This window comes from Kitasatospora sp. NPDC057512 (genome assembly GCF_042802135.1).
In the GTDB taxonomy this organism is placed as follows: Bacteria; Actinomycetota; Actinomycetes; order Streptomycetales; family Streptomycetaceae; genus Kitasatospora.
In genome coordinates this window covers 1-21,305 of sequence record NZ_JBHVET010000052.1, presented here as the reverse complement: position 1 = coordinate 21,305, position 21,305 = coordinate 1, and the positions used below count along the sequence as shown (strand labels likewise).

Below are 21,305 nucleotides of genomic sequence, written 5' to 3'. Positions count from 1 at the left end.
GTCACCGTTCGGCCGGGACCTCCGGTGCGGTGGCGCCGGTCGGGGTCGCGCGCGAACCGAGGAGCTGCGCGACCGGGTCGGCGCTGCCCGAGGCGCTCAGCTCCTGCACCAGCTCGCAGTTCCGGGCGACCCGGCCGGCGACCCAGTCGCGCAGCCACCCGGACAGCCGCGGGAGCGGCAGGTCGGACGGGGCCAGCCCGGTGAGCACGCACCCGGTCGCCGCCGCCCCGCCGACGTTGACCACCACGTCCGGCAGGACGGTGTGGCCGGCCGCGCGCAGCAGCCGGCGGGCCGGTTCGGTGCAGCTCAGGTTCCCGCCCTCGACCACCAGGCGGGCCCGGACCGCCGGCACCGCCTCCTCGTCGACCGCGGCGGGGGAGGCCGCCAGCACCAGCACGTCGGCGTCGACGTGCAGCCACGCCTGCCCGGGTCCGTGGACGGTGACCCGGGCGGGCAGCCGGCTCCGGTCGATCGTGCCGTCGCTGCTGGTGAGCGCGGTGAGTTCGGCGACGGGCAGTCCGCGCTGGTCCTCGACCGTGCCCAGGACGTCGGCCACCGCCACCACCAGGTGGCCGTGGGCGGCCAGGTGATCGGCCACCGCGCGCCCGACGGTGCCGAAGCCCTGGATCGCGACGCGCTGCGGGGTCCGCGCACCGGAGGCCCGCAGGGCGCCGAGCACCGCGACGGCCACGCCGAACCCGGTGATGTCGGCCATGTGGTCCCACAGTTCGGCCCAGCCGACGGTGAGGCGGGTGGTGCCGGGGCGGCGGGCGACGTCGTACCCGGCGGCCTCGAAGGCCAGCCGCCGGTCGGCGTAGGTGGTGCCCTGGTCGCAGCCCAGGTACACCCCGCCGTGCAGCAGCGGGGCCGCGGCGCGGCCGAACCCCCGCATCACCGCCGGCCGTTCGACGACGGCGCCCGGATCGGGGGCGATGCCGGCCTTGGCTCCGCCGATGGGCAGGCCGACCAGCGCCAGCTTGTGGGTCATCGCCCGGGCGAGCCCGGCCAGCTCCTGCTCGGTCACCGTCGGGGTCATCCTGGTGCCGCCCATGGCCAGGCCGTCGACCATGGAGTCGACGACGACCCAGCCCCGGGCCCGGCACTCCGGGAGGTTCAGGGTGGTGGAGAGCAGGGGGCCGGTCGCCGGGCGCGCACCGTGCGGCGCGAGCGTCCGGCTCACTGCGCAGCACCGTCCTCCGGGACGGACCGAAGGCGCAGGCTGCGGGGGCGCATGTCGGTCCACACGCGTTCGATGTGCGCGAGGCAGTCGTCCTTCGCGCCCCGTACGCCGACCTCGTGCCAGCCCGCCGGGGTCTCCCGGTCGGCGGACCAGATGGAGTACTGCTCCTCGTCGTTGACGACGACCTTCCACTGCTCGGGTGCTTCGCTGGTCATGCCGTTACCTCCGGGTGTCGATGATTGGGGGGTGGAGCCGGTTCGTGGCGAGTGTCGACGCGGGTGCCACGGCGGGCGTCGAGGCCGTCCAGCCAGGCCGGCAGGCTGGGGGTGCGCAGGAGGCCCGTGCCGACGAGCACACCGGCGAAGCCCTCCTCCAGCAGGCGCGCCGCGTCGTCGGGGGAGCGGATGGCCCCGGCGCTCACCGGGCACCGGGTGCCGCTGCCCAGCACCGCGGGCAGGAGCGAGGAGCTCCGCCCGAGGTCGCCCGCGCCGCGTTCGCGGTCGGCGATGTCCTTGTTGTTCACCGCGATTACGCACTCCTCGGCGCGTGGCACGCGGCTGATCTCCTCCTCGGTGGTGACCTCGACGAACGGCGTCAGGCCCAGGCGCAGGCCGAGTTCGACCAGGTGACCCAGGGTGGCGCGGGGCAGCAGTGCGGCGGTGAGCAGGACCGCGGAGGCGCCGCTCTCGCGGGCCTGGTGCAGCTGGTCGCGGCGGGTGATGAAGTCCTTCTGGAGCACGGGCAGGTCCGTCGCCGCCACGACCTCGCGCAGCAGTTCCGGGGTGCCGCCGAACCACCGCCCGGTCACCACGGACAGGCAGGGGGCGCCGACGTCCTGGTAGTCGGCGACCAGCCGGGCGGCCGATCTGCCACCGAACAGGTCGGCCCCGGCGGCGTCCTGGCGTTTGAGCTCCATGATCACCGGTCGGCGGGCGTCCAGCAGCGCCTCGATGAACTCGGCCGTCATCCGGACCCTCCGACCACCCCGGCGCCGTCCGGCACCCGCCAGCCGCGCCGTACGGCCGCCACCCGCTCGGTGCTGAGCCGTCCGTCCGGGTCCCTGGCCGCGGTGTCCACGTCGATGCCCCGGAACAGGGGGTGGTCCACCACCGCCCGGTAGGCCTCCCGGTTGTCGGCCGAGATGCCGCCGGCCAGCAGGAAGGGGCGCGAGAGGCGGTCCGCGATCCCGAGGACGGCTTCGCAGCCGGCCGGTTGCCCGGTGCTGCCGATCCGGCCGTCCCCGGCCACCGTGTCCAGCAGGAAGAGGTCCGTTCCCGCCCGCTCGTACGCGGCGATCAGGGACCGTTCCGCGCGGGTGTCGGTGCCGAGGTGCAGCACCTTGACCACGGTGAGGTCCGTGGTGGCCTTCAGGGCGCGGACCAGTCCCGGCGGCTGGTAGCCGTGGAGTTGGACCCACGGCACCCGGGCCGCGGCCGTTGCCGTGTGCAGCGCCTCGGCGTCGTTGAGGAAGGTCACCAGGACCGGGCGCAGTCGTGCCATCCGGTGTACGGAGTCGGTGAGCAGTGCGAGTTGACGGAGAGTCAGTTCCGCGCGGCCCCCGGGAACGCCGTGCCACAGGCCGACGAGGTCGGCTCCGGCTCGGTCGAGCGAGGCCACGTCCTCGGCCGAGCCGGCTCCGCAGATCTTGAGCAGCATCAGGCGTCACAGCCCCAACATGGCGGCGACGCGGTTGCGTTGGATCTCCGACGTGCCCGAGTAGATCGGGCCGGCGACCGCGTCGCGCAGGTCCTTCTCCAGCCCGTACTCGGCCAGGTACCCGCTGCCGCCGAAGATCTGCACGGCGGCCAGGGCGGAGGAGAGGTTGCTCTCGCTGGCGAGGAGCTTGCTGACGGCGATGTCCCTCGTGACGTTCTCGCCCGCCGTCAGCCGGACGGCCGTGTCATAGAGCCACTTGCGCGCGGTGTCCAGGCCGATGCTCATCTCCACGAGCTTGTGGGAGATCGACTGGTACGAGCCGATCGGACTGCCGAACTGGACGCGCTCCTTGGCGTAGTCGACGCAGCGGTCGAGCCGGTAGCGCATCTGCCCGGTGCTGATGACGAAGGAGCAGAGGATCTCCCACTTCATCACGTGGTCCAGGACCAGGAACCCGGAGCCGACCCGGCCGATCACGGCGGACGCGGGGATCCGGCAGTCGTCGAAGTGCAGTTCGCTCAGCGGCGCGGTGCGCAGGCCCATGGTGGCGACGGGCGGCCCGATGACGAGGCCCGGGGTGTCCCGCTCCACGACGAAGGCGGTGATGCTGAGCGGGCCGCTGCTCGGGTGGGTGCGCGCGTACACCACGAAGACGTCGGCCACCGGGCCGTTGGTGATGAAGGACTTGCCGCCCCGCAGGACGAAGTCGTCGCCCTCGCGGGTGGCCGTGGTCCTCATCGCCAGCGCGTCGGAGCCGCTCTCGGTCTCGCTGATCGCGTGCGCCCCGATCGTCTCGCCCGAGCAGATCCCCGGCAGGTGGCGCGCCTTGAGCTCCGGCGAGCCGAACCGTTGCAGCGGGACTCCGACGCCGACCAGGTGGGTGGCGACCGAGAAGTTCAGTCCGCCGTCACGGCACCCGGTGCCGAGTCGTTCGAGCACGTGCATCGTGGTGAGCAGGTCCTGGCCCAGCCCGCCCCACCGCTCGTCGAACGGCAGGCCGAGGATTCCGGACCTCTGGATCAGCTTCCACTTGTCCCACGGGAAGGCGCCTTCGGCGTCCCCTTCGAGATGGCCGGAGCTGAGCTCCTCGCACCACTGGGCGATCCCCTCGCCCAGGGCGAGCTGGTCGGCGTTCCACCTGATCATCTGCCCGTCCTGTCAGTACTCGGAGAAGTCGGCCGAGTCCAGGGTGTGGCGCTCGTCGCCGCGCAACGCGGGCGAGAACACGCACACCAGGCGGAGGTCCTCCTCCGGGCTCGCGATCAGGAAGTGGGCGTCGTTCCGGTCGAGCGCGTACAGCGTGCCCGGCTCCAGCGGGTGGGAGGTGCCGTCGGTGTCCACGACCTCGCCCTTCCCCTCGATGCAGTAGCAGGCCTCCAGGTGGCGGCGGTACTCCAGCCGCGACTTGGTGCCGGCGCGGACGGTGGTGTCCGTCATCGTGTAGCCGAGGCCGTCGGATTCGAGCAGGAACCTGCGGCTGAGCCCGTTGCCCCAGTCCACGGTCTTCACGTCGGCAAGGTGTCGGACGATCATCGGGTGTGCCTCCTAGCGGCTTGGTGAGTACGGCGAAACGGTCTGGATGAAGGTGTGGAACTCCTCGACCACGTCGGCCCCTTCGGCGAGGGCGTGCTCGATCCGGGCGACCCCGGCGCTGCCCACGACCGCGGCGTCGGCGCCGAGGCCGTGCAGCAGGTCGATGTCCGCCCGGGAGCGGACGCCGAACCCGACGGCGATCGGTGCGGCGGTCCTCGGCCGCAGCGCGGCCAGCGCGGCGGCCAGCTCCCGGTGGTCGGCCGTGAGCCCGCCGCCGCTGCGGCCGTAGTGGGCCACCAGGTACAGGTAGGCGGTGGCGCACTCGGCGGCCGCGGCCCGTACCTCGGGCGCCGACGCGGCGTAGCAGGTGGCGACCAGGGGCAGCCCCGCCTCCCGCACCGCTTCGAGGCAGCCGGCCCGCAGTCGCGGCGGCAGTCCGTGGACCAGCAGCCCGTGGACGCCCGCGTCGGCGACCCGCCGGACGAAGCCGGGCACGGTCGGGGCCCTGACCGTGTGGCTCCAGTCGGCCAGCAGGGCCACCCGCAGGTGGCGCAGCCGGGGCAGGATCCCGCCGAGGAAGTCGAGCACCTCGTCGAGTCCGACGCCCTCGGCCAGGGCCCGCTGCGCCGATCGGCGGATGACGGGCCCGTCGGTGACCGAGTTCGGAAAGGGCACCGCCAGCTCCAGGCAGTCCACCCGGCAGTCGTCGAGCATCCGGACGACGTCGGCCAGGACGGGCAGCGGGGGGTCCCCGGCGTTGAGGAACACCGCCAGGCCGGGCCGGTCCGGTGGCCGGCGGGCGAAGAACCCGCTCACCGCGCACGCGCCGGTCGGGTGCGCAGCCGGTCGACGAGGTCGCGGGCGGCGCCGCCGTGCAGGGCGTCCTCGGCGGCCCGGATCGCCTCCGGCCACCCGCCGATCAGCCCGCTCGCGACGGCCAGGGCGGCGGCGTTCAGGCAGACGGTCCGCGTGGCGAGAGCCGTCCCCGCTCCGGAGAGCACGCCGAGGAAGTGGTCGACCACGTCCTCGCCGTCCCGGGCCGGTCGCAGCTCGGTGATGGCGCCGGTCCCGGGGCCGGGAGCCTCGGCCGGCAGCCGGATCGCGCCGGTGCCGTCGTTGGTGAGGAGGAGGTTGTCGACGGAGCTCACGAGCTCGTCGACGCCCAGCTCGTTGGAGCAGAGCCAGATCCTCCGGTCGGCGACGGTGGCGGCGACCTGTTCCAGCGCCGGCAGCAGCGAACGGTCCGAGACGCCGACGAGCTGGGCGGAGACCGGCACTGCGGCCAGGAAGGGCCCGACGGAGTTGATGAACCCGCCGATCGTCCGCAGGTCCAGCGGAACGATGCTCCGGGCCAGCAGCGCCACCTCCCGCGGGTAGACGAAGTTCCCCGGGAAGGCGATGCCGAAGCGTTCCAGCTGGGCCTCGGTCCGCTCGTACGAGGTGGTCCGTCCGATGCCGAGGCGGTCGAGCAGGTCGTGGGAGCCGCAGCTGCTCGTGTAGGCGCGGGAGCCCGTCTTGACGACGCGGACGCCCAGGGCCGCGGCGAGGAAGGCCGCCGCCGTGGAGATGTTGAACGTGGCCGGCCCGCCTCCGGTGCCGACGATGTTGGCCGCGCCGTCCAGCCGCGCGGCGACGGCCGGCCGCCGCTCGTCCAGCGAGCGGAGCATCGCGACCAGCGTGTCCGGGCCGGGCATCCGGGTGGACAGCGAGGACAGCAGCGCCACCGTCTCGCCGGGCCGGAGGGCACCGTCCCGCAGCTGGTCCCAGAAGGACCCCCACAGCTCCTGGTCGACGGCGCGGTCCCGGCGGATCAGCGCTCGCAGCACCTCGTGCATGACTAGTGGGCGTCCGTCCGCTGAAGCTGGGCCTGGTCGATGAACCTGCTGATCGAGCCGACGGAGCGGAAGCTGTCCGGGTCGAGGTCGAACTCCTCGACGCGCACGTCGAAGCGGTCCTCCAGCCAGGCGATCGTCTTGAGCAGGCCGAGGCTGTCGATGACCCCGCCGTCCACGAGGTCGTAGTCGGCGTCCAGCTCGTTCGGGCCGACGTCGGGCAGGAACTCCTCGATGATGAACTGGGTGACTACCGCGGCGTGGTTCACGTGGCCGTTCCTTCGGTGGGCTGGGACGGGGAGCAGGCGCGCTCGACGGGCGCGCGGTCGATCTTTCCGGTGGACGTCCTGGGCAGCGGGTCGTCCACGATCCGCAGGGTCGAGGGGACCGCGGTGAGCGGGAGGCGCTGTGCGCAGTGCCGGCGCAGCGCCAGCGAGTTCAGCCGGCTGCCCGGGGCGCGGCGGACCACGCTCCGCAGCAGGCGGCCGGCCACCGGGTCGGGCACGGCCACCACGGCGGCCTCGACGACCTCGGGATGGTCGAGCAGCACCTGTTCGACCTCGTGGGTGTTGACCCGGGTGCCGCGGACCTTGACCTGGTGGTCGTTGCGGCCTTCCAGGGTGATCCGGCCGTCCTCGTCGCGCCGGACGAGGTCGCCGCTGCGGAAGTAGCGCCGGGTCTCCCCGTCGTGGTGGTGGGTCGTGAACCTGTCGGCGTCCTGGGCCCGGTCCAGGTAGCCGTCGGTCTGGAAGGGCGTCGAGACGTGGAGTTCGCCGGTGCCCGGCCCGGTCACGATCCTGCCGTCATCACCGACGATCACCGCGTGGACTCCGGGCAGCGGGCGCCCGATCGGCACCGGGCCGTCCGGCGGCTCGGTGCCGTCGACCTCGTGCAGGAAGCTGTCGTTGGTCTCGGTGCAGCCGTAGACGTTGTGGAGCCGCGCGCCGGGGAAGAGACGTGGAAGCTCGGCCAGGCAGCGGGCGGGCAGGCTGTCGCCGGTGAAGACGACGTGCTCGACGGTGTCGAGCCGGCGGCCGCTCTCCGTGGTCGCGTCGACCAGCAGTTGGTAGAACATCGGTACCGCCTGCACGAGTTGGACCTCGTGGCGGGAGACCAGGTCCAGCAGGTGGCCCGGCTGGGTGGCCCGGGCCGGATCGACCAGGACGACGCGGCCGCCGTGTTTGAGCGTGGCCCAGATGTCCAGCAGGCACAGGTCGAAGGTGAGCGGCGCGTAGTTGAGGACGGTCGTTCCCCGACGGAGGCCGAACCGCTCGCCGGCCCAGGTGGTGAAGCGGTCCACCGCGCCCGTGCTCAGTGGCACGATCTTCGGCCGCCCGGTGGAGCCGGAGGTGGTGAACATGAAGGAGACGTCGGCGGGTTGCGTGGCGCGTGGCGCCCTCGGTTCCGCCGGTCGCTCCCGGGCGTCCGGGCCGGGGCCCTCCGGCGACAGGACGTGCCGGATGCCGGCCCGCTCGGCCGACGTGTGGGAGGTTCCGCCCTCCGGCACGGGTGCCGGCAGCAGCAGGAAGCGCCGTCCTTCCAGCAGGCAGGCGAGCACCAGGGCGATCGTCGAGGGCGACTTGGCGGCCGGGATGCCGATCGGCTCGTCGCCGTCCGGGGCGAGTCGGGCGATCCGCAGGCGCTCCCGCTCCGCCGCCCGGTGGAGTTCGCGGTAGGTCGTCTCCTCTCCGTGCCACACCAGGGCCGGATCGCCGGGGTGGTCGGTGGCGTGCGAGACGAATGAACCCACCAGGCTTGGCTGCTGCATCATGACTTCTCCGAGTTCATGCAACGGGGTGGGCTCTATGGACAACGGATGAGTTCATGCAACGGGTTCACCGATCTTTTTCGGAACAATGAAGGGCCGACACGAAAGGGGCCCATCCGGCCGCCTTCCCGGCGAAAGAAGAATTATCACGTGGCGCTCGTCCACGGAAGTGGTGTGCTTGATCGGCACCATGACGGCACGTCAGGGCAGGTTCCGCGGTCGGGCGCGCGGATGCTAGCCGTCGAGCGTGTTCAATCTACATAAGGATTAGCGCGGTCTGGCGTAAAGATTGTCCTGATGCCTTCGACCCCTTCTCTGTCTTGCGGAGTGAGACGGGAGCTGCCTAGTATCCGCCGTACTGTTCGCGATGAAGCGAATCGGCGAGGGGATTTCCGGGGCGCTTTAGCGCTCCCGATCGCCGTGAAAGGTGGATCCGTCATGCCTGGCTCCGATCGGAGCGCGCACGCTCCGACCCTGTTGTCCTTCGCCCAGCAACGGCTGTGGTTCCTCGATCGGCTGCGGCCGGGCCTGCCGGACCACAACGTCCCGACCGCGGTCCGGCTGCGTGGCCGGCTGGACCAGGAGGCGCTCGTCCGGGCGCTGACCGACGTCGTGCGGCGCCACGAGGTGCTGCGCGGCAGGATCGTCGACTCCGAGGGCGGCCCGTGCCACGTCACGGAGCCGGTCGAGACCTTCGTGCCGACCATCACCGATCTGACGCACACCCCGGCGGAACAGGCCTGGCAGCGGGCCCGCGAGCTGGTGGCTGCCGATCTGGCGACCTCCTTCGACCTGGGCGCCGCCCCGATGCTGCGGGCCCGGCTGATCCGCGTCGCCCCCGACGACCACCTGCTGGTCCTGGTGATCCATCACATCGCCTGCGACGGCTGGTCGCTGCCGGTGCTGTGGCAGGAGTTCTCCGCCGGGTACGGCGCCGCCGTCGACGGCCGGCCGATCGTCCTGCCGGATCTGCCCGTCCAGTACGCCGACTTCGCGCACTGGCAGCGGAGTCACCTGGACGGAACCGCACTGCAGGGCCAACTCGACTACTGGCGCGAGCACTTGGCCGACCTGAGCCCGTCGGTGCTCCCGACGGACCGGGCGCGCCCCCCGGTGTGGTCGGGCCGGGGCGACCAGGTCGGGATCGAGATCCCCGCGGAACTCGCCGACCGGATCCGCGCACTGGGGCGCGCCCACGAGGTGACGCCGTTCATGACCCTGCTGGCCGCCTTCCAGGTCCTGCTCGCGCGCTGCACGGGACAGGGCGACGTGACGGTGGGCACCCCGATCTCCGGGCGGACCCGGATCGAGGTGGAGCCGCTGATCGGCTTCTTCGTCAACACCCTCGTCCTGCGCACCGACCTGTCGGGCGACCCCGGCTTCACCGACGTGCTCGCCCGGGTGCGGCGGTGCGCGGTGGAGGCCTACGCCCACCAGGACGTCCCCTTCGAGCGGCTGGTGCAGGAGCTGCGGCCCGAACGCGACCTCGGCCAGCACCCGCTGGTCACCGTCATGTTCCAGCTGGAGGATCCGCCCGCGCTCCCGTCCGGCCTCCCGGGGCTGGAGGTGAGTGGCCATCAGATACCGAACGATGTAGCGAAGTTCGACATCGAGGTCTCCCTGACGGACCGCGGCGACCGCCTCACCGGCGTCATCCGCTACGCCGCCGACCTCTTCGAGCGCGACACGGTGCGGCAGCTCGCCGAGGGATTCACGGCGCTGCTCGACCATCTCGTCGGCGCTCCCGAACGGCCGATCTCGACCTGGGAGGCCCCGCCCGGCCTCCGCGTGGGCTCCTCCGCTCCCGCCGTGCGCCCTGCGGCCCCGCGGCCCGACGCCGACCAGGCCGGCGCTCCCGTCGCCGAGACCGAGACCGTCGCCGCGACCGAGACCGAACTCCTCGTGCTGGAGACCTGGGCCGAGGTGCTCGGTGTCACCCCGGACGGCGTGCACAGCGACTTCTTCGAGCTGGGCGGCCATTCGCTGCTCGCCTCGAAGGTCATGTCCCGACTCGGCCGGGCGCTCGACCTCGAACTGCCGGTCGTCCTCCTCTTCTACCACCCCACCGTCGCCGAACTCGCCGACGGCATCGACGCGGCGCTGCTGGCGGACCTCGGCGAAGCCGAGGCGGAACCGCTCCCCGCCGGAAAGGCCCGTCACCCGTGAAGGCACAGCACAGTCGCACCGAGCCGACCGCTTCCACTTCCACCCAGGCCGGCCTGCGCGCCCTGCTCGACCAACGCGTCCGCGCGGCCCGGAGCAGGGCCGCCGGGGGCGAGCCGGAGGCCGCGGTCCCACCCCGCCCGGAGGGTGCGCGGGTGCCGTCGTTCACCCAGGAACGCATGTGGCTGATCGAGCGGCTGTCCGACGGCCCCGCGCTGTACAACGTCCACGAGGTCTTCCGGCTGCGCGGCCCGCTGGACGTGGCCGCCCTCGGCCGCGGCCTCACCGACCTGGTACGGCGCCACGAAGTCCTGCGCACCGCCTTCCCCGAGGAGGACGGCCGCCCCGTCCCCTCGGTGGAGCCGGCCCGGCCGATCGACCTGCCCGTCACGGACCTCCGGACCGAGCCCGCGGAACGCCGCACGGAACTGGCCCTCGACCTCGTCCACTCCGAGATCCTGCGCCCCTTCGACCTGGCCACCGCCCCGCTGCTGCGCGCGTCGCTGCTGCGGGTCGACGAGGACGAGCACGTCCTGGTGGTGGTCGTCCACCACATCGCGGTCGACGGCTGGTCGATGCCGCTGCTGTGGGACGACCTGTCGGCGATGTACCGGAGCCGGCTGGAAGGCCGCGAGCACGAGCTGCCGCCCCTGCGGATCCAGTACGCGGACTTCGCCCACTGGCAGCGGGCCCGGCTCTCCGGCGACCGCCTTCAGCGCCAACTGGACTACTGGAGCGCGCAGTTGTCCGGGCTGTCGCCGCTGGACCTGCCCACCGACCGTCCGCGCGGACCGGTCCGCGCGGGCCGGGGCGAGCGGATCACCTTCACGGTGTCCGAGGAACTGGCCGAGCGGCTGCGGCTGCTGGGCCGGCGGCACGGCGCGACGATGTTCATGACGCTGCTCGCCGCCTTCCAGGCCCTGCTCGCCCGCTACAGCGGGCAGTCCGACGTGGCGGTCGGCACGCCGGTCGCGGGCCGCACCCGGCCGGAACTCGACCCGCTGGTGGGCTCGTTCATCAACACCGTGGTCCTGCGCACCGACCTCGCGGACGACCCGAGCTTCGCCGAGCTGCTCGACCGGGTCCGCCGGACCGCCCTGGACGCCTACGCGCACCAGGACGTGCCGTTCGAGCGGCTGGTGCAGGAGCTTCGGCCGGCCCGCGGCCTCGACCGCAACCCGCTGTTCCAGGTGATGGTCGCCGGCCTGTCCGACCCGTCCGCCTCGCTCCGGCTGGCGGGGACGGAGGTCGAACAGCTGGAGGTCGACAACGGCACGGCCAAGGTCGACCTCAGCCTGGTGATAGCCGACCGGCCGGGCGGCACGGACACGCCTGCCAGGACGACCGGCACCGTGGCCTTCGACACCGCGCTGTTCGACCGCGCGAGCGTGGAGCGCCTGGTCGGCCACTTCCTCCGGCTGCTGGACGCCGCGGCCGACGACCCCGACCGTCCCGTCTCCCGCCTGGACCTGCTCACCGAGGCCGAGCGCGAAGCACTGCTGGTGGCCGCCAACGCCACCGACGAACCCTTCCCCGCCGACCTCTGCGTGCACGAGCTGGTCGAGGAGTGGGCCCGGCTGACCCCCGACGCGGTGGCGGTCCGCTGCGGCACCGAGCACCTGACCTACCGGGAACTCGACCGCCGGGCCAACCGGTTGGCCCGGCACCTGCGAGCCAAGGGAGCCCGGCCGGAACGCCTGGTCGGCGTCTGCCTGCCGCGCTCGGCGGACCTGGTCGTGGCCCTGCTGGCCGTCCTCAAGTCGGGGGCCGCCTACCTGCCGCTGGACCCGGACCTCCCGGCCCGGCGCATGTCGTTCATGCTCGCCGACGCCGACGTGCCGCTGCTGCTCACCCAGCGCTCCCTGGCCGACCGGCTGCCGGAGCACGGCGCCGAGACGGTGTGGCTGGACGCCGAGGCCCCGCTCGTCGCGGCCCTGCCCGAGGACCGGCTGCCGCCGCTCGCGACGCCCGCCAACCTGGCGTACTCGATCTACACCTCCGGTTCGACCGGCCGCCCCAAGGCCGTGCTGGTCCCGCACGAGGGCGTGGTCAACTACCTGGTGGTCCGCGGCCGCCAGCTGGACCTCGACAGGTCCGACGTCGTCGCCTCGGTGGCCTCGATCTCCTTCGACGTCATCGTCCCCCAGGTGCTCATGCCGCTGGCCTGGGGCGCGAGCGTGGTGATCGCCCCGTCGGAGGTCGCGGTCGACGGCCCGCGCCTGACGGAGATGCTGCGCGAGTTCGGCGTCACCACGCTCATGGCGACCCCGGCCACCTGGCTCCTGCTGCTGGACGGAGGCTGGCAGGGCGGCCGGTTCCAGGCGATCTGCGTGGGCGAACCGCTCCAGCCCGCCCTGGCCCGGCGGCTCCTCGACCGGGTCTCCACGCTGTGGAACGGCTACGGTCCCACCGAGGCGTCCGTCGGCTGCGTCACCCGGCGGGTGGACGCCGACCGGGACCTGGCCCGGCCGGGCGGGTCCGTGCCGATCGGCCGGCCGCTCGGCAACCTCCGGATCTACCTGCTGGACCCGGCCGGCGCCCCGGTGCCCGTCGGCGTCCCGGGGGAGATCCACATCGGCGGGGTCGGCGTCACCCGCGGGTACGCCAACCGGCCGGGGCTGACCGCCGAGCGCTTCGTGCCCGACCCGTTCGGCGCGGCCGGCGGCCGGCTGTACCGGACCGGCGACCTGGCGCGGTACCTGCCGGACGGCAGCCTCGTCTTCCTCGGCCGCACCGACGAGCAGGTGAAGATCCGGGGGTACCGCATCGAGCTGGGCGAGATCGAGGCCGCGCTGTGCGCCCAGCCCGGCGTCGCCAGGGCCACGGTGACGGTGCGCGGCGGCGGGACGGACGCCGAACTGGCCGGCTACCTGGTCTGGCAGGACCGCCCCGGCGACCTGGCGGCCGTGCGGCGTTCCCTGCGCGAGACCCTGCCCGAGTTCATGGTGCCCACGACGCTGACCGCGCTCGCCCGGATCCCCTTGACCACCAACGGCAAGGTGGACCGCGGGGCCCTGCCCGAGCCCGCCCGCCACGGCCACGAGGCCGGTGCGCTCCCGCCGCGGGACCTGCCGGAACTCCTGATGACCAGGATCTGGGAGCGCGTGCTGGGCACCCCGAAGGTCGGTGTCCGGGACGACTTCTTCGCGCTGGGCGGGCACTCCCTGAGGGCGGTCGAGCTGGTGGAGGCGATCCGGCGGGAGTGGGGGGTCACCGTGCCGCTGTACACGGTGTTCCGCCACCCCACCGTCGAGGGGCTGTGCGCGGAACTGCCCAACGCCTCGCGGGCCCTGCGCCGGCTGGTGGTTCCGCTGGCCGAGGGGGACCGCCGCCGGGCGCCGCTGATCCTGGTGCACCCGCAGAGCGGCGACGTGTGCTCCTTCCTCCACCTCGCCGGACAGCTCACCGGGCACCCCGCCGAATCCCCTGTCGGCGCCCGGCCCGTCTACGGCCTGGAGGCCGTCGGCTACACCACCGACGACCCGCCCCTGGCCACCGTCGAGGAGCAGGCGCGGCGCTACCTGCGGGAGCTGCGGTCCGTCCTGCCCGAGGGACCGTACCTGCTGTCCGGCTGGTCCTTCGGCGGGCTGGTCGCCTTCGAGATGGCCCGCCTGCTGGAGGAGCAGGGGAGCCCCCCGGGGTTCCTCGGGATCATCGACGTCGGAGCGCCCGCGTCCCCCGGTGGCGCCGCCGACGGCGCGGACGCGGACCTCCACGAACTCGACGAGGAGGCCGCCCTCGCCCTGCTGCTCCACGACGCGGACGACCGCGAGCGCCTTACCTCGGGCGTACGCACCGAACAACTGCGGCGGATGGCACGGGTGTTCACCGCCAATGCCGCCGCCGCCCGGCGCTACCGGTCGACGGCACGGCTGCGGACGCCGATCCACCTGTTCACCAGCGCCGAGACCCACCCCGAACTCGGCGGCCCGGTCGTGGTCCCCGCCCGGTGGCGGGAGCGCACCCGGGGGGCGTTGAGCGTGGTCGAGGTCCCCGGTAACCACCACGACATGCTCTCGCCGCCGCACGTCGCCCGCTTCGCCGATGCGCTGTCGGCCGTCCTGGAGGAGCTCGGATGAGCGACGGACACGAACTGCCGCTGTCGTCGGCGCAGTCCGGCATCTGGTTCGCCCACCACCTGCGGCCCGGCAGCCCCGCCTACAACACCGCCGAGTACGCGGACATCCCCGGGCCGATCGACCCGGAGCTGTTCGAGACGGCCGTACGGCGCGTGGTGGACGAGACCGAGTCCTTGCGCGTCCGCCTCACCGACGGTGCCGACGGACCCCGGCAGGTCGTCACCGCGTCGCCCGACTGGACGATGCACCACGTCGACCTCACCTCGACACCGGATCCGCTGGGCGCGGCCGAGCGCTGGATGCGCGCCGACCTGTCCGCACCGGTCGGACTCACCCGGGACCCGCTGTTCCGCCAGGCCCTGTTCGCCGTCGCGCCGGACCGCTTCCTCTGGTACCAGCGCGTCCACCACATCGTGGTCGACGGCTTCAGCATGTCGCTCATCGCGCGCCGCGTCGCCAAGACCTACACCGCGCTGGTCGAGGGCCGGGCCGGCGCCGGGCCGGCCTTCGGGCCGCTGAGCGTCCTGCTGGCGCACGACGCCGCCTACCACGCCTCCGAACAGCCCGCGCGGGACCGGGAGTTCTGGGCGGCCCGGCTGGCCGGACGGCCGGACCCGGTCAGCCTCGCCAGCCGTTCGGCGCCCGCCTCGGACGGCTTCCTGCGCCGTACCGGCAGCCTCGACGCGCCCACCCTGGCCGCGCTGCGGCGGGCCGCGCGACCCGCCGGGGCGAGCTGGCCCACCGCCTTCACCGCGACCGTCGCCGCGTACCTCCACCGCCTCAGCGGCGAACGGGACATCGTGCTCAGCATGCCGGTGACCGGGCGCACCGGCTCCGCCGCGCCGGCCGTGCCCGGCATGGTGGCGAACGTGGTGCCGCTGCGGCTGCGCGTCCACCCCGAACAGGGCCTGTCCGCACTCGCGCGGCAGGTGGCCGAGGAGGTCGCCGCCCTGCGCGAGCACCAGCGCCACCGCAGCGAGGACCTGCGCAGGGAGCTGGATCCGGCCCGGTCGGAGCGGGTCCTGTTCGGGCCCGTCGTCAACATCATGTCCTTCTACTACCACCTGGACTTCGCGGGCGTCCGGGCCACCGTGCACAACCTGTCCAACGGGCCGGTCGAGGACCTCTCCTTCTCCGTCTACGACCGCTCCGACGGCACCGAGCCCCGGCTCGACGTCGACGCCAACCCGGCGCTCTACTCCGAGGCCGAACTCACCGCCCACCAGCAGCGGTTCCTGCGCTTCCTGGACGCGGTGGCCACCGCCGACCCGGACCGGCCGATCGGCCGGCCCGACCTCCTCACCCCCGAGGAACGGCACCGGACCGTCGTGGCCGCCAACCGCACCACGCGGCCGCTGCCGCACCCGACGGTGCCGGCGGCCTTCGCGGCCGAGGTCGCGCGCACGCCCGAGGCGCCCGCCGTGGTGTGCGGCGAAACCACCCTGTCCTACGCCGAGTTGAACGCCCGGGCCAACCGGCTGGCCCACCGGCTCATCGCCCTCGGCGTCCGCTGCGACAGCACGGTGGCCGTGCTCATGGATCGCTCCGTCGACGTGGTGGTGGCGGTCCTGGCGGTCGGCAAGGCCGGCGGCGCGTACGTGCCGCTGGACACCCGGGCCCCGACGGCCCGCCTGCGCCGCGTCCTGGACGACACCGGGGCGGCGGTGCTGCTCACCCACCGGGCCACCCGGGACCGCGCAGCGGCCCTCGGCACACCGGCTGTCGTCGTCGACGCCGACCCCGGCCTCGCCGACCGGCCCGCCACCGACCCCGTCGTGCCGCTGCGCCCGGACCACCTGGCGTGCGTCCTGTACACCTCGGGGTCCACGGGCACACCGAAGGGGGTGGCCCTGAGCCACCGCAACGTCATCAGCCTGACCGCGCAAGGTCATTGGCGCGAGGAGGGCGGCCCGCGCGTCCTCGCGCACTCCCCGCACGCCTTCGACGCCTCGACCTTCGAGTGGTGGGTGCCGCTGCTCAACGGCGGCCGGGTGGTGGTGGCCCCGCCCGGCGAGCTGGCGCTCGCGGACCTCCACCGGCAGATCGTCGACCACCGGGTCGGCGCGCTCTGGCTGACGGCCGGGCTCTTCCGGGTGTTCGCCGAGGAGTCCCCGGGCACGCTGGCCGGGGTCGGCCAGGTGTGGACCGGCGGCGACATCGTGCCGGCCGACGCGGTCCGGCGCGTCCTGGCCCGCTGCCCGGACTCCGTGGTCGTCGCCGGGTACGGCCCGACCGAGGCCACCACCTTCACCACGCGCCGGGTCCTGCGCCCCGGCCAGGCCGTGCCCGACGTCGTCCCGCTCGGCCGCCCGGTGGACAACCGGCGGGTGTACGTCCTGGACGAGGCGCTGTCCCCGGTGCCGCCGGGGGTGGCCGGCGTGCTGTACGTCGCCGGTGCGGGCGTGGCGCGCGGGTACCTGAACGACCCCCGCCGGACGGCCGGCCAGTTCCTGCCGTGCCCGTTCGGCGAACCGGGCGAGCGGATGTACCGCACGGGCGACGTGGTCCGCTGGAACGCCGAGGGGGAGCTGGAGTTCCTCGGCCGCGCGGACGAGCAGGTCAAGCTCCACGGCTTCCGCATCGAGCTCGGCGAGATCGAGGCGGTCCTGGCCGGGCACCCCGCCGTCGCCCAGGCGACCGTGGTCGCCGGCCCGGGCGCCTCCTCCGGCCGGCGCCTGATCGGCTACGTCGTCCCGGCCGGGGACCCGGCGCTCGACCCGGTGCTTGACCCGGTGCTTGACTCGGCGCTCGACCCGGCCTCGGTGCGGGAGCACGCCGCCGCTGCGCTGCCGGACTACATGGTGCCCTCGGCGATCGTCGTGCTCGACGCCTTCCCGCTGACGCCCAGGGGGAAGATCGACCGGGCCGCGCTGCCCGTACCCGACCCCGAGCCGGCACCGTCCGGGCCCGGGCCCCGCACCCCGGCGGAGCGGACGATGTGCGCGCTGTTCGCCGAGGTGCTCGGCCGGCCCGAGGTGGGCGTCGACGACGGCTTCTTCGCGCTCGGCGGCAACTCCCTGCTCGCGACCCGGCTGGTCAACCGGGTGCGGGTGCGGTTCGGCCGTGACCTCACCCTCGGCGCCCTGTTCCAGGCACCCACGCCGGCGCGCCTGGTCGAAGCCCTGGAGGACGCCCCGGACGCCGCGGCCGTACCGGTCCTCTCCCCACGCACCCGACTCTGAACGTTCCCGACTCTGAGCCCCTGAGGGCGATCACAGGAAGAACCTCGGCATGGTCCACACCCTCTCCCAGCCCGACGAGACCCCGGCACCGCCCGCGACACCGGAAGCACCGACCGCCGCAGCGCTGGGGGAGTCCCAGGTCCGCCGGTACTACGAGCTGGTCGACGCCGGCGACGTGCCCGCGCTGGTCGCCCTGTTCACCCCGGACACCCGCTACCACCGCCCCGGGTACCCGCCCATGGTCGGGCACGCCGAACTGGAACGCTTCTACCGCGACCAGCGGGTGATCCGCTCCGGCACGCACACCCTGGCCACCGTGGTCGCGACCGACGACCAGGTGGCGGTGCACGGCCTGTTCCGCGGCGTGCTGCACGACGGCGGCCAGGTCGAGCTGCGGTTCGCGGACTTCTTCCGGATGACGCCGCAGGGCCGCATCGCCGCGCGGGACACCTTCTTCCACGTGCCCGCGGTCTGAGGCACGGCCGGATCAGCACCGGCGGCGACCGCCCCCGCGGTCGCGCGTTCACCCCCGACGGGGACACTTCAGCACAGGAAAGCGGGAAGCAGTTGACCCAGACGGTCCTCACCTCCGACATCCCGGCGTTCGTCGGCAGCGGACGGCCACCGTTCGACGCCCGGGCGATCCACGAGCTGGTCGCCGAACAGGCCGAGCGGGCCCCGCACGCGCCCGCCGTCACCTGCGACGGACGGACCCTGACCTACCGGCAGCTCAACGACCGCGCCAACCGGCTCGCCGGGCGGCTGCGGGCGGCCGGCCTGGCGCCGGAGGACGTCGTCGGCGTGCTGGTGCCGCGGTCGCCGGAGCTGATCGTGGCGCTGCTCGCCGTCCTCATCGCGGGCGGGGCCTACCTCGGACTCGAACCGGACGACCCGGCCGGCCGCCACGCGCTGCTCCTCAAGGACGCCGGCGCGGGCATGGTGATCACCGAGGAGGCCGCGGGGCCCGCCCTGCGGGAGCGGCTGCCCGCCACCGTCGTCACGGTGACGGAGGGCGGCCCGGCGCGGGAGCCGGCCACCGGCCCGGCGGCCCCGGCCCGCCCCGGCGACCCGGACCGGCTCGCCTACGTCAGCTACACCTCCGGCTCCACCGGCGAGCCCAAGGGCGTCGGTGTGCCCCACCGGGCGGTCGACCGGCTGGTCCGGGGAGCGGACTGGGTGGACGTCCGCGCCGAGGACGTCTTCTTCCACCTCGCGCCGGTCGCGTTCGACGCCTCCACGTTCGAGATCTGGACCCCCCTCGTCAACGGCTGCCGACTGGTCCTCTTCCCCCCGGTCGCCATCACGCTGGAGCACGTGGCGCGGATCGTCCGCGCCGAGCGCGTGACGGTCCTGCTGCTGACCACCGGGCTCCTCCACCAGATGGTCAGCTCCCACCCGGAGGCGTTCGCCGACGTCCGGCACGTCCTCACCGGGGGCGACGTGGCCTCGCCGGGCCACGTCCAGCACCTGCTGGCCCGCTACCCGGAGCTGCTCTTCACCAACGGCTACGGACCGACCGAGAACACCACGTACACGACCTGCTGGACCAGCAGCACCCTCCCGGAGCTGCGGAGCGTGCCGATCGGCCGCCCGATCAGCGGCACCAGGGTCGCCGTGCTCGACGACGAGCTCGGGCCGGTGCCCGTCGGCGAGTGCGGGGAGCTGTACGTGGCCGGGGCGGGCCTGGCCCGCGGCTACCTGGGCCGCCCGGCCGCGACCGCCGAACGGTTCCTGCCCGACCCGTTCGGCACCGAGCCGGGGGCCAGGATGTACCGGACCGGCGACCTCGTGCGCTGGCTGCCGGACGGCACGCTGGAGTTCGTCGGACGCGCGGACGACCAGGTCAAGGTCCAGGGCTACCGCGCCGAACCGCGCGCCGTCGAGGTCGAGTTGGAACGGCTCCCCGGGGTGCGGCACGCGGTCGTGCTGCCGCAGCCCGACCCGGCGGGCGGCACCCGGCTGCTGGCCTACGTCGTGCCCGCGGAACCCGGTCCGGAGGGCAACGCCGACCTCGGCCGGCGGCTGCGCCACGAGCTGCGGGACAGCCTGCCGGACTACCTGATCCCCTGGGCGATCCTGGTCCGGCCCGAGCTGCCGGTGAACCGCAACGGCAAGATCGACCGCGGGGCCCTGCCCACCGCCACCCGGGTACCGCGCAACGTGCCCAACGAGTTCGTCCCGCCCGTCACCGAGGTGCAGGCCCGACTGGCCGACCTGTGGGGCGACGTCCTCGGCATCGAACCGGTCGGCGTCGACGACGACTTCTTCGACCTCGGCGGACACTCCCTGCTGGCCACCGACCTCCTGGTCGCCACCCAGCGCGAGTTCGACGTGGACCTCCCCGCGCAGACCCTGTACACGTCGCCGACCGTCGCCGAGCTGGCGACGGCCCTCAGCGAGCGGATGGGGACGGCGGGTTCGGACGGCCGGACCGAGCGCCCGGCCGGCGCGCCAGGCGGCCCGGCCGGCGCGGCGGGGGAGGAGCGGCCCCGATGACGACGGTCCCCCCGGCCCCGCGCTGCCCGGTCCTCGCCCCGCGGCCGGTCGACCTGATCGACCCCGACCTCTACCACGCGGGCGGGGCGCACGAGGCCTGGCGACGGCTGCGCCGCGAAGCCCCGGTGAGCTGGCAGCCGGTCGGCGACATCGGCTACTGGTCGGTCGTCGGCCACGCCGACGCCAACCGGGTCCTGCGCGACCACGCCACGTTCACCTCCGAACAGGGCACCCTGCTCAACCTCCTCGGCAAGGGCGACCCCGCCGGCGGCCGCCAGATGGCCGCGACCGACCCGCCCCGGCACGCGCACCTGCGCGGCCCGCTCCAGCAGGCCCTGTCGATCAAGACGGTGGAGAACGACCGGGAGGCCATCCGCCGGGTCGTCGTCGAACTGCTCCGGCCGCTGGCCGATGGCGGCCCGTACGACTTCGCCGCCGCCATGGCCACCCTGCCGATGGCGGTGATCGGCACCATGATGGCGCTGCCGCAGCAGGACTGGCCGCGGCTGGTCCGGCTTGCCCACGCCTGCATCGCCGCGGACGACCCCGAGTTCCAGCTCGCCGACGGGCCCCAGGCCACCCTGGTGACCGCCCATCGCGACCTGTTCGCCTACTTCCAGGACCTCGTCACCGAGCGCCGGCGCGCACCGGGCGACGACCTGGTCAGCGTGCTGCTCACGATGGAACTGGACGGACGCCGGCTGTCGCCGGGTGAGATCGTGTCCAACTGCTACAGCCTGCTGCTCGGCGCGACCGTCACCACCGCCCAGCCGCCGATCGCGGCGATGGTCGAACTGGCCGGGACGCCCGTCCTGGACGACTGGGCGGCCCACCCGGAACTGCTCGGCAGCGGCGTGGAGGAGGCACTGCGCTGGGCCTCGCCCACCCAGCACTTCATGCGCCACACCACCCGCGACGTCGAGATCCGGGGCGTGCCGATCCCCGCGGGGGACGCGGTCGTCGTCTGGCTGGCGTCGGCCAACCGCGACGAGACCGTGTTCACCGACCCGTACACCTTCGACATCCGACGGCGGCCCAACAAGCACATCGCCTTCGGCGTCGGCGCGCACTACTGCATCGGGCACACCGTCGCACGGGTGGCCCTGCGGATCCTGTTCGCCGAACTGCTCGGCCGGTTCACCGACTTCGAGCTCGCCGGGGCGCCGCGGCGGATGCGCTCGAACGTCATCGCGGGCTTCACGCACCTGCCGGTCACCGCGCGGACCCGGTAGGAGCCGACGCCTTCACCGCGGCTTCCTCCACGGAGGCTTCCTTCACCGCGCTTCCTTCACCGCGGCCGAACCCGACAAGAAACCCCACACGGAAGGTCATCAGTGGACGCTCCGACGGCCCGTACCCGCAACAAGTGGTTCCTGCGCGAGCCGTCGCCGGTGGCACCGGCGCGGCTGTTCTGCC

16 protein-coding genes are annotated in these 21,305 nt (G+C 73.8%); 6 read left to right on the top strand and 10 right to left on the bottom strand.

What is annotated here, in order from left to right:
* Position 1: 1 nt before the first annotated feature.
* Genes ACFU6K_RS06435 through ACFU6K_RS06390 form a run of 10 tightly spaced genes read right to left on the bottom strand, consistent with a single transcriptional unit; the run spans position 2 to position 7,972 of the window.
* Complete coding sequence (locus ACFU6K_RS06435; protein WP_380661232.1) at positions 2-1,180, bottom strand: Glu/Leu/Phe/Val dehydrogenase dimerization domain-containing protein; 1,179 nt, start codon at positions 1,178-1,180, stop codon at positions 2-4.
* A complete protein-coding gene (locus ACFU6K_RS06430) occupies positions 1,177-1,395 on the bottom strand; it encodes an MbtH family protein (RefSeq protein ID WP_380661230.1) in 219 nt (72 codons plus the stop codon). Before ACFU6K_RS06430 ends, ACFU6K_RS06435 begins: the two co-directional genes overlap by 4 nt.
* Complete coding sequence (locus tag ACFU6K_RS06425) at positions 1,392-2,147, bottom strand: indole-3-glycerol-phosphate synthase (RefSeq protein ID WP_380661229.1); 756 nt, start codon at positions 2,145-2,147, stop codon at positions 1,392-1,394. Before ACFU6K_RS06425 ends, ACFU6K_RS06430 begins: the two co-directional genes overlap by 4 nt.
* Positions 2,144-2,836, bottom strand: a complete 693-nt coding sequence (locus ACFU6K_RS06420; RefSeq protein ID WP_380661227.1) for an N-(5'-phosphoribosyl)anthranilate isomerase — start codon at positions 2,834-2,836, stop codon at positions 2,144-2,146. Before ACFU6K_RS06420 ends, ACFU6K_RS06425 begins: the two co-directional genes overlap by 4 nt.
* Positions 2,837-2,842: 6 nt before the next feature.
* Complete coding sequence (locus ACFU6K_RS06415) at positions 2,843-3,982, bottom strand: acyl-CoA dehydrogenase family protein (RefSeq protein ID WP_380661226.1); 1,140 nt, start codon at positions 3,980-3,982, stop codon at positions 2,843-2,845.
* A gap of 12 nt (positions 3,983-3,994) precedes the next feature.
* The gene (locus ACFU6K_RS06410; RefSeq protein WP_380661225.1) at positions 3,995-4,369 is read right to left on the bottom strand and encodes an ectoine synthase; all 375 of its coding nucleotides are present in this window, start codon (positions 4,367-4,369) and stop codon (positions 3,995-3,997) included.
* Positions 4,370-4,381: 12 nt separating this feature from the next.
* The gene (gene trpA, locus ACFU6K_RS06405) at positions 4,382-5,185 is read right to left on the bottom strand and encodes a tryptophan synthase subunit alpha (RefSeq protein ID WP_380661224.1); all 804 of its coding nucleotides are present in this window, start codon (positions 5,183-5,185) and stop codon (positions 4,382-4,384) included.
* Positions 5,182-6,204, bottom strand: a complete 1,023-nt coding sequence (locus ACFU6K_RS06400) for an anthranilate phosphoribosyltransferase (RefSeq protein WP_380661223.1) — start codon at positions 6,202-6,204, stop codon at positions 5,182-5,184. The genes trpA and ACFU6K_RS06400 overlap by 4 nt, the downstream gene beginning before the upstream one ends.
* A 2-nt stretch (positions 6,205-6,206) precedes the next feature.
* Positions 6,207-6,470: an acyl carrier protein gene (locus ACFU6K_RS06395; RefSeq protein WP_380661222.1), complete on the bottom strand. Its 264-nt coding sequence runs from the start codon at positions 6,468-6,470 to the stop codon at positions 6,207-6,209.
* Positions 6,467-7,972 (bottom strand): AMP-binding protein, encoded by a 1,506-nt coding sequence (locus ACFU6K_RS06390; protein WP_380661221.1) that lies wholly within the window; start codon positions 7,970-7,972, stop codon positions 6,467-6,469. Before ACFU6K_RS06390 ends, ACFU6K_RS06395 begins: the two co-directional genes overlap by 4 nt.
* Positions 7,973-8,407: 435 nt before the next feature.
* Between ACFU6K_RS06390 and ACFU6K_RS06385 the strand changes: the two genes are divergently transcribed.
* The 6 genes from ACFU6K_RS06385 to ACFU6K_RS06360 all read left to right on the top strand — a co-directional run bounded on the left by ACFU6K_RS06385 (position 8,408) and on the right by ACFU6K_RS06360 (position 21,121).
* Positions 8,408-10,135: a condensation domain-containing protein gene (locus tag ACFU6K_RS06385; RefSeq protein ID WP_380661220.1), complete on the top strand. Its 1,728-nt coding sequence runs from the start codon at positions 8,408-8,410 to the stop codon at positions 10,133-10,135.
* Positions 10,132-14,211 (top strand): amino acid adenylation domain-containing protein, encoded by a 4,080-nt coding sequence (locus tag ACFU6K_RS06380; protein ID WP_380661218.1) that lies wholly within the window; start codon positions 10,132-10,134, stop codon positions 14,209-14,211. The genes ACFU6K_RS06385 and ACFU6K_RS06380 overlap by 4 nt, the downstream gene beginning before the upstream one ends.
* Complete coding sequence (locus ACFU6K_RS06375) at positions 14,208-17,393, top strand: amino acid adenylation domain-containing protein (protein WP_380661216.1); 3,186 nt, start codon at positions 14,208-14,210, stop codon at positions 17,391-17,393. Before ACFU6K_RS06380 ends, ACFU6K_RS06375 begins: the two co-directional genes overlap by 4 nt.
* Positions 17,394-17,442: 49 nt before the next feature.
* Positions 17,443-17,868 (top strand): nuclear transport factor 2 family protein, encoded by a 426-nt coding sequence (locus ACFU6K_RS06370; protein ID WP_380661215.1) that lies wholly within the window; start codon positions 17,443-17,445, stop codon positions 17,866-17,868.
* A gap of 92 nt (positions 17,869-17,960) precedes the next feature.
* Positions 17,961-19,889: an amino acid adenylation domain-containing protein gene (locus tag ACFU6K_RS06365; protein ID WP_380661214.1), complete on the top strand. Its 1,929-nt coding sequence runs from the start codon at positions 17,961-17,963 to the stop codon at positions 19,887-19,889.
* Positions 19,886-21,121, top strand: a complete 1,236-nt coding sequence (locus tag ACFU6K_RS06360; RefSeq protein WP_380661212.1) for a cytochrome P450 — start codon at positions 19,886-19,888, stop codon at positions 21,119-21,121. The genes ACFU6K_RS06365 and ACFU6K_RS06360 overlap by 4 nt, the downstream gene beginning before the upstream one ends.
* Positions 21,122-21,305: the final 184 nt, after the last annotated feature.

Excerpts from the sequence above, each read along its gene's own strand:
- ACFU6K_RS06385 (WP_380661220.1), top strand. The coding sequence starts at position 8,408 with ATGCCTGGCTCCGATCGGAGCGCGCACGCTCCGACCCTGTTGTCCTTC.
- ACFU6K_RS06430 (WP_380661230.1), bottom strand. The coding sequence starts at position 1,395 with ATGACCAGCGAAGCACCCGAGCAGTGGAAGGTCGTCGTCAACGACGAG.
- ACFU6K_RS06360 (WP_380661212.1), top strand. The coding sequence starts at position 19,886 with ATGACGACGGTCCCCCCGGCCCCGCGCTGCCCGGTCCTCGCCCCGCGG.
- ACFU6K_RS06425 (WP_380661229.1), bottom strand. The coding sequence starts at position 2,147 with ATGACGGCCGAGTTCATCGAGGCGCTGCTGGACGCCCGCCGACCGGTG.
- ACFU6K_RS06420 (WP_380661227.1), bottom strand. The coding sequence starts at position 2,836 with ATGCTGCTCAAGATCTGCGGAGCCGGCTCGGCCGAGGACGTGGCCTCG.
- ACFU6K_RS06390 (WP_380661221.1), bottom strand. The coding sequence starts at position 7,972 with ATGATGCAGCAGCCAAGCCTGGTGGGTTCATTCGTCTCGCACGCCACC.
- ACFU6K_RS06370 (WP_380661215.1), top strand. The coding sequence starts at position 17,443 with ATGGTCCACACCCTCTCCCAGCCCGACGAGACCCCGGCACCGCCCGCG.
- ACFU6K_RS06375 (WP_380661216.1), top strand. The coding sequence starts at position 14,208 with ATGAGCGACGGACACGAACTGCCGCTGTCGTCGGCGCAGTCCGGCATC.
- ACFU6K_RS06410 (WP_380661225.1), bottom strand. The coding sequence starts at position 4,369 with ATGATCGTCCGACACCTTGCCGACGTGAAGACCGTGGACTGGGGCAAC.
- ACFU6K_RS06415 (WP_380661226.1), bottom strand. The coding sequence starts at position 3,982 with ATGATCAGGTGGAACGCCGACCAGCTCGCCCTGGGCGAGGGGATCGCC.
- ACFU6K_RS06400 (WP_380661223.1), bottom strand. The coding sequence starts at position 6,204 with ATGCACGAGGTGCTGCGAGCGCTGATCCGCCGGGACCGCGCCGTCGAC.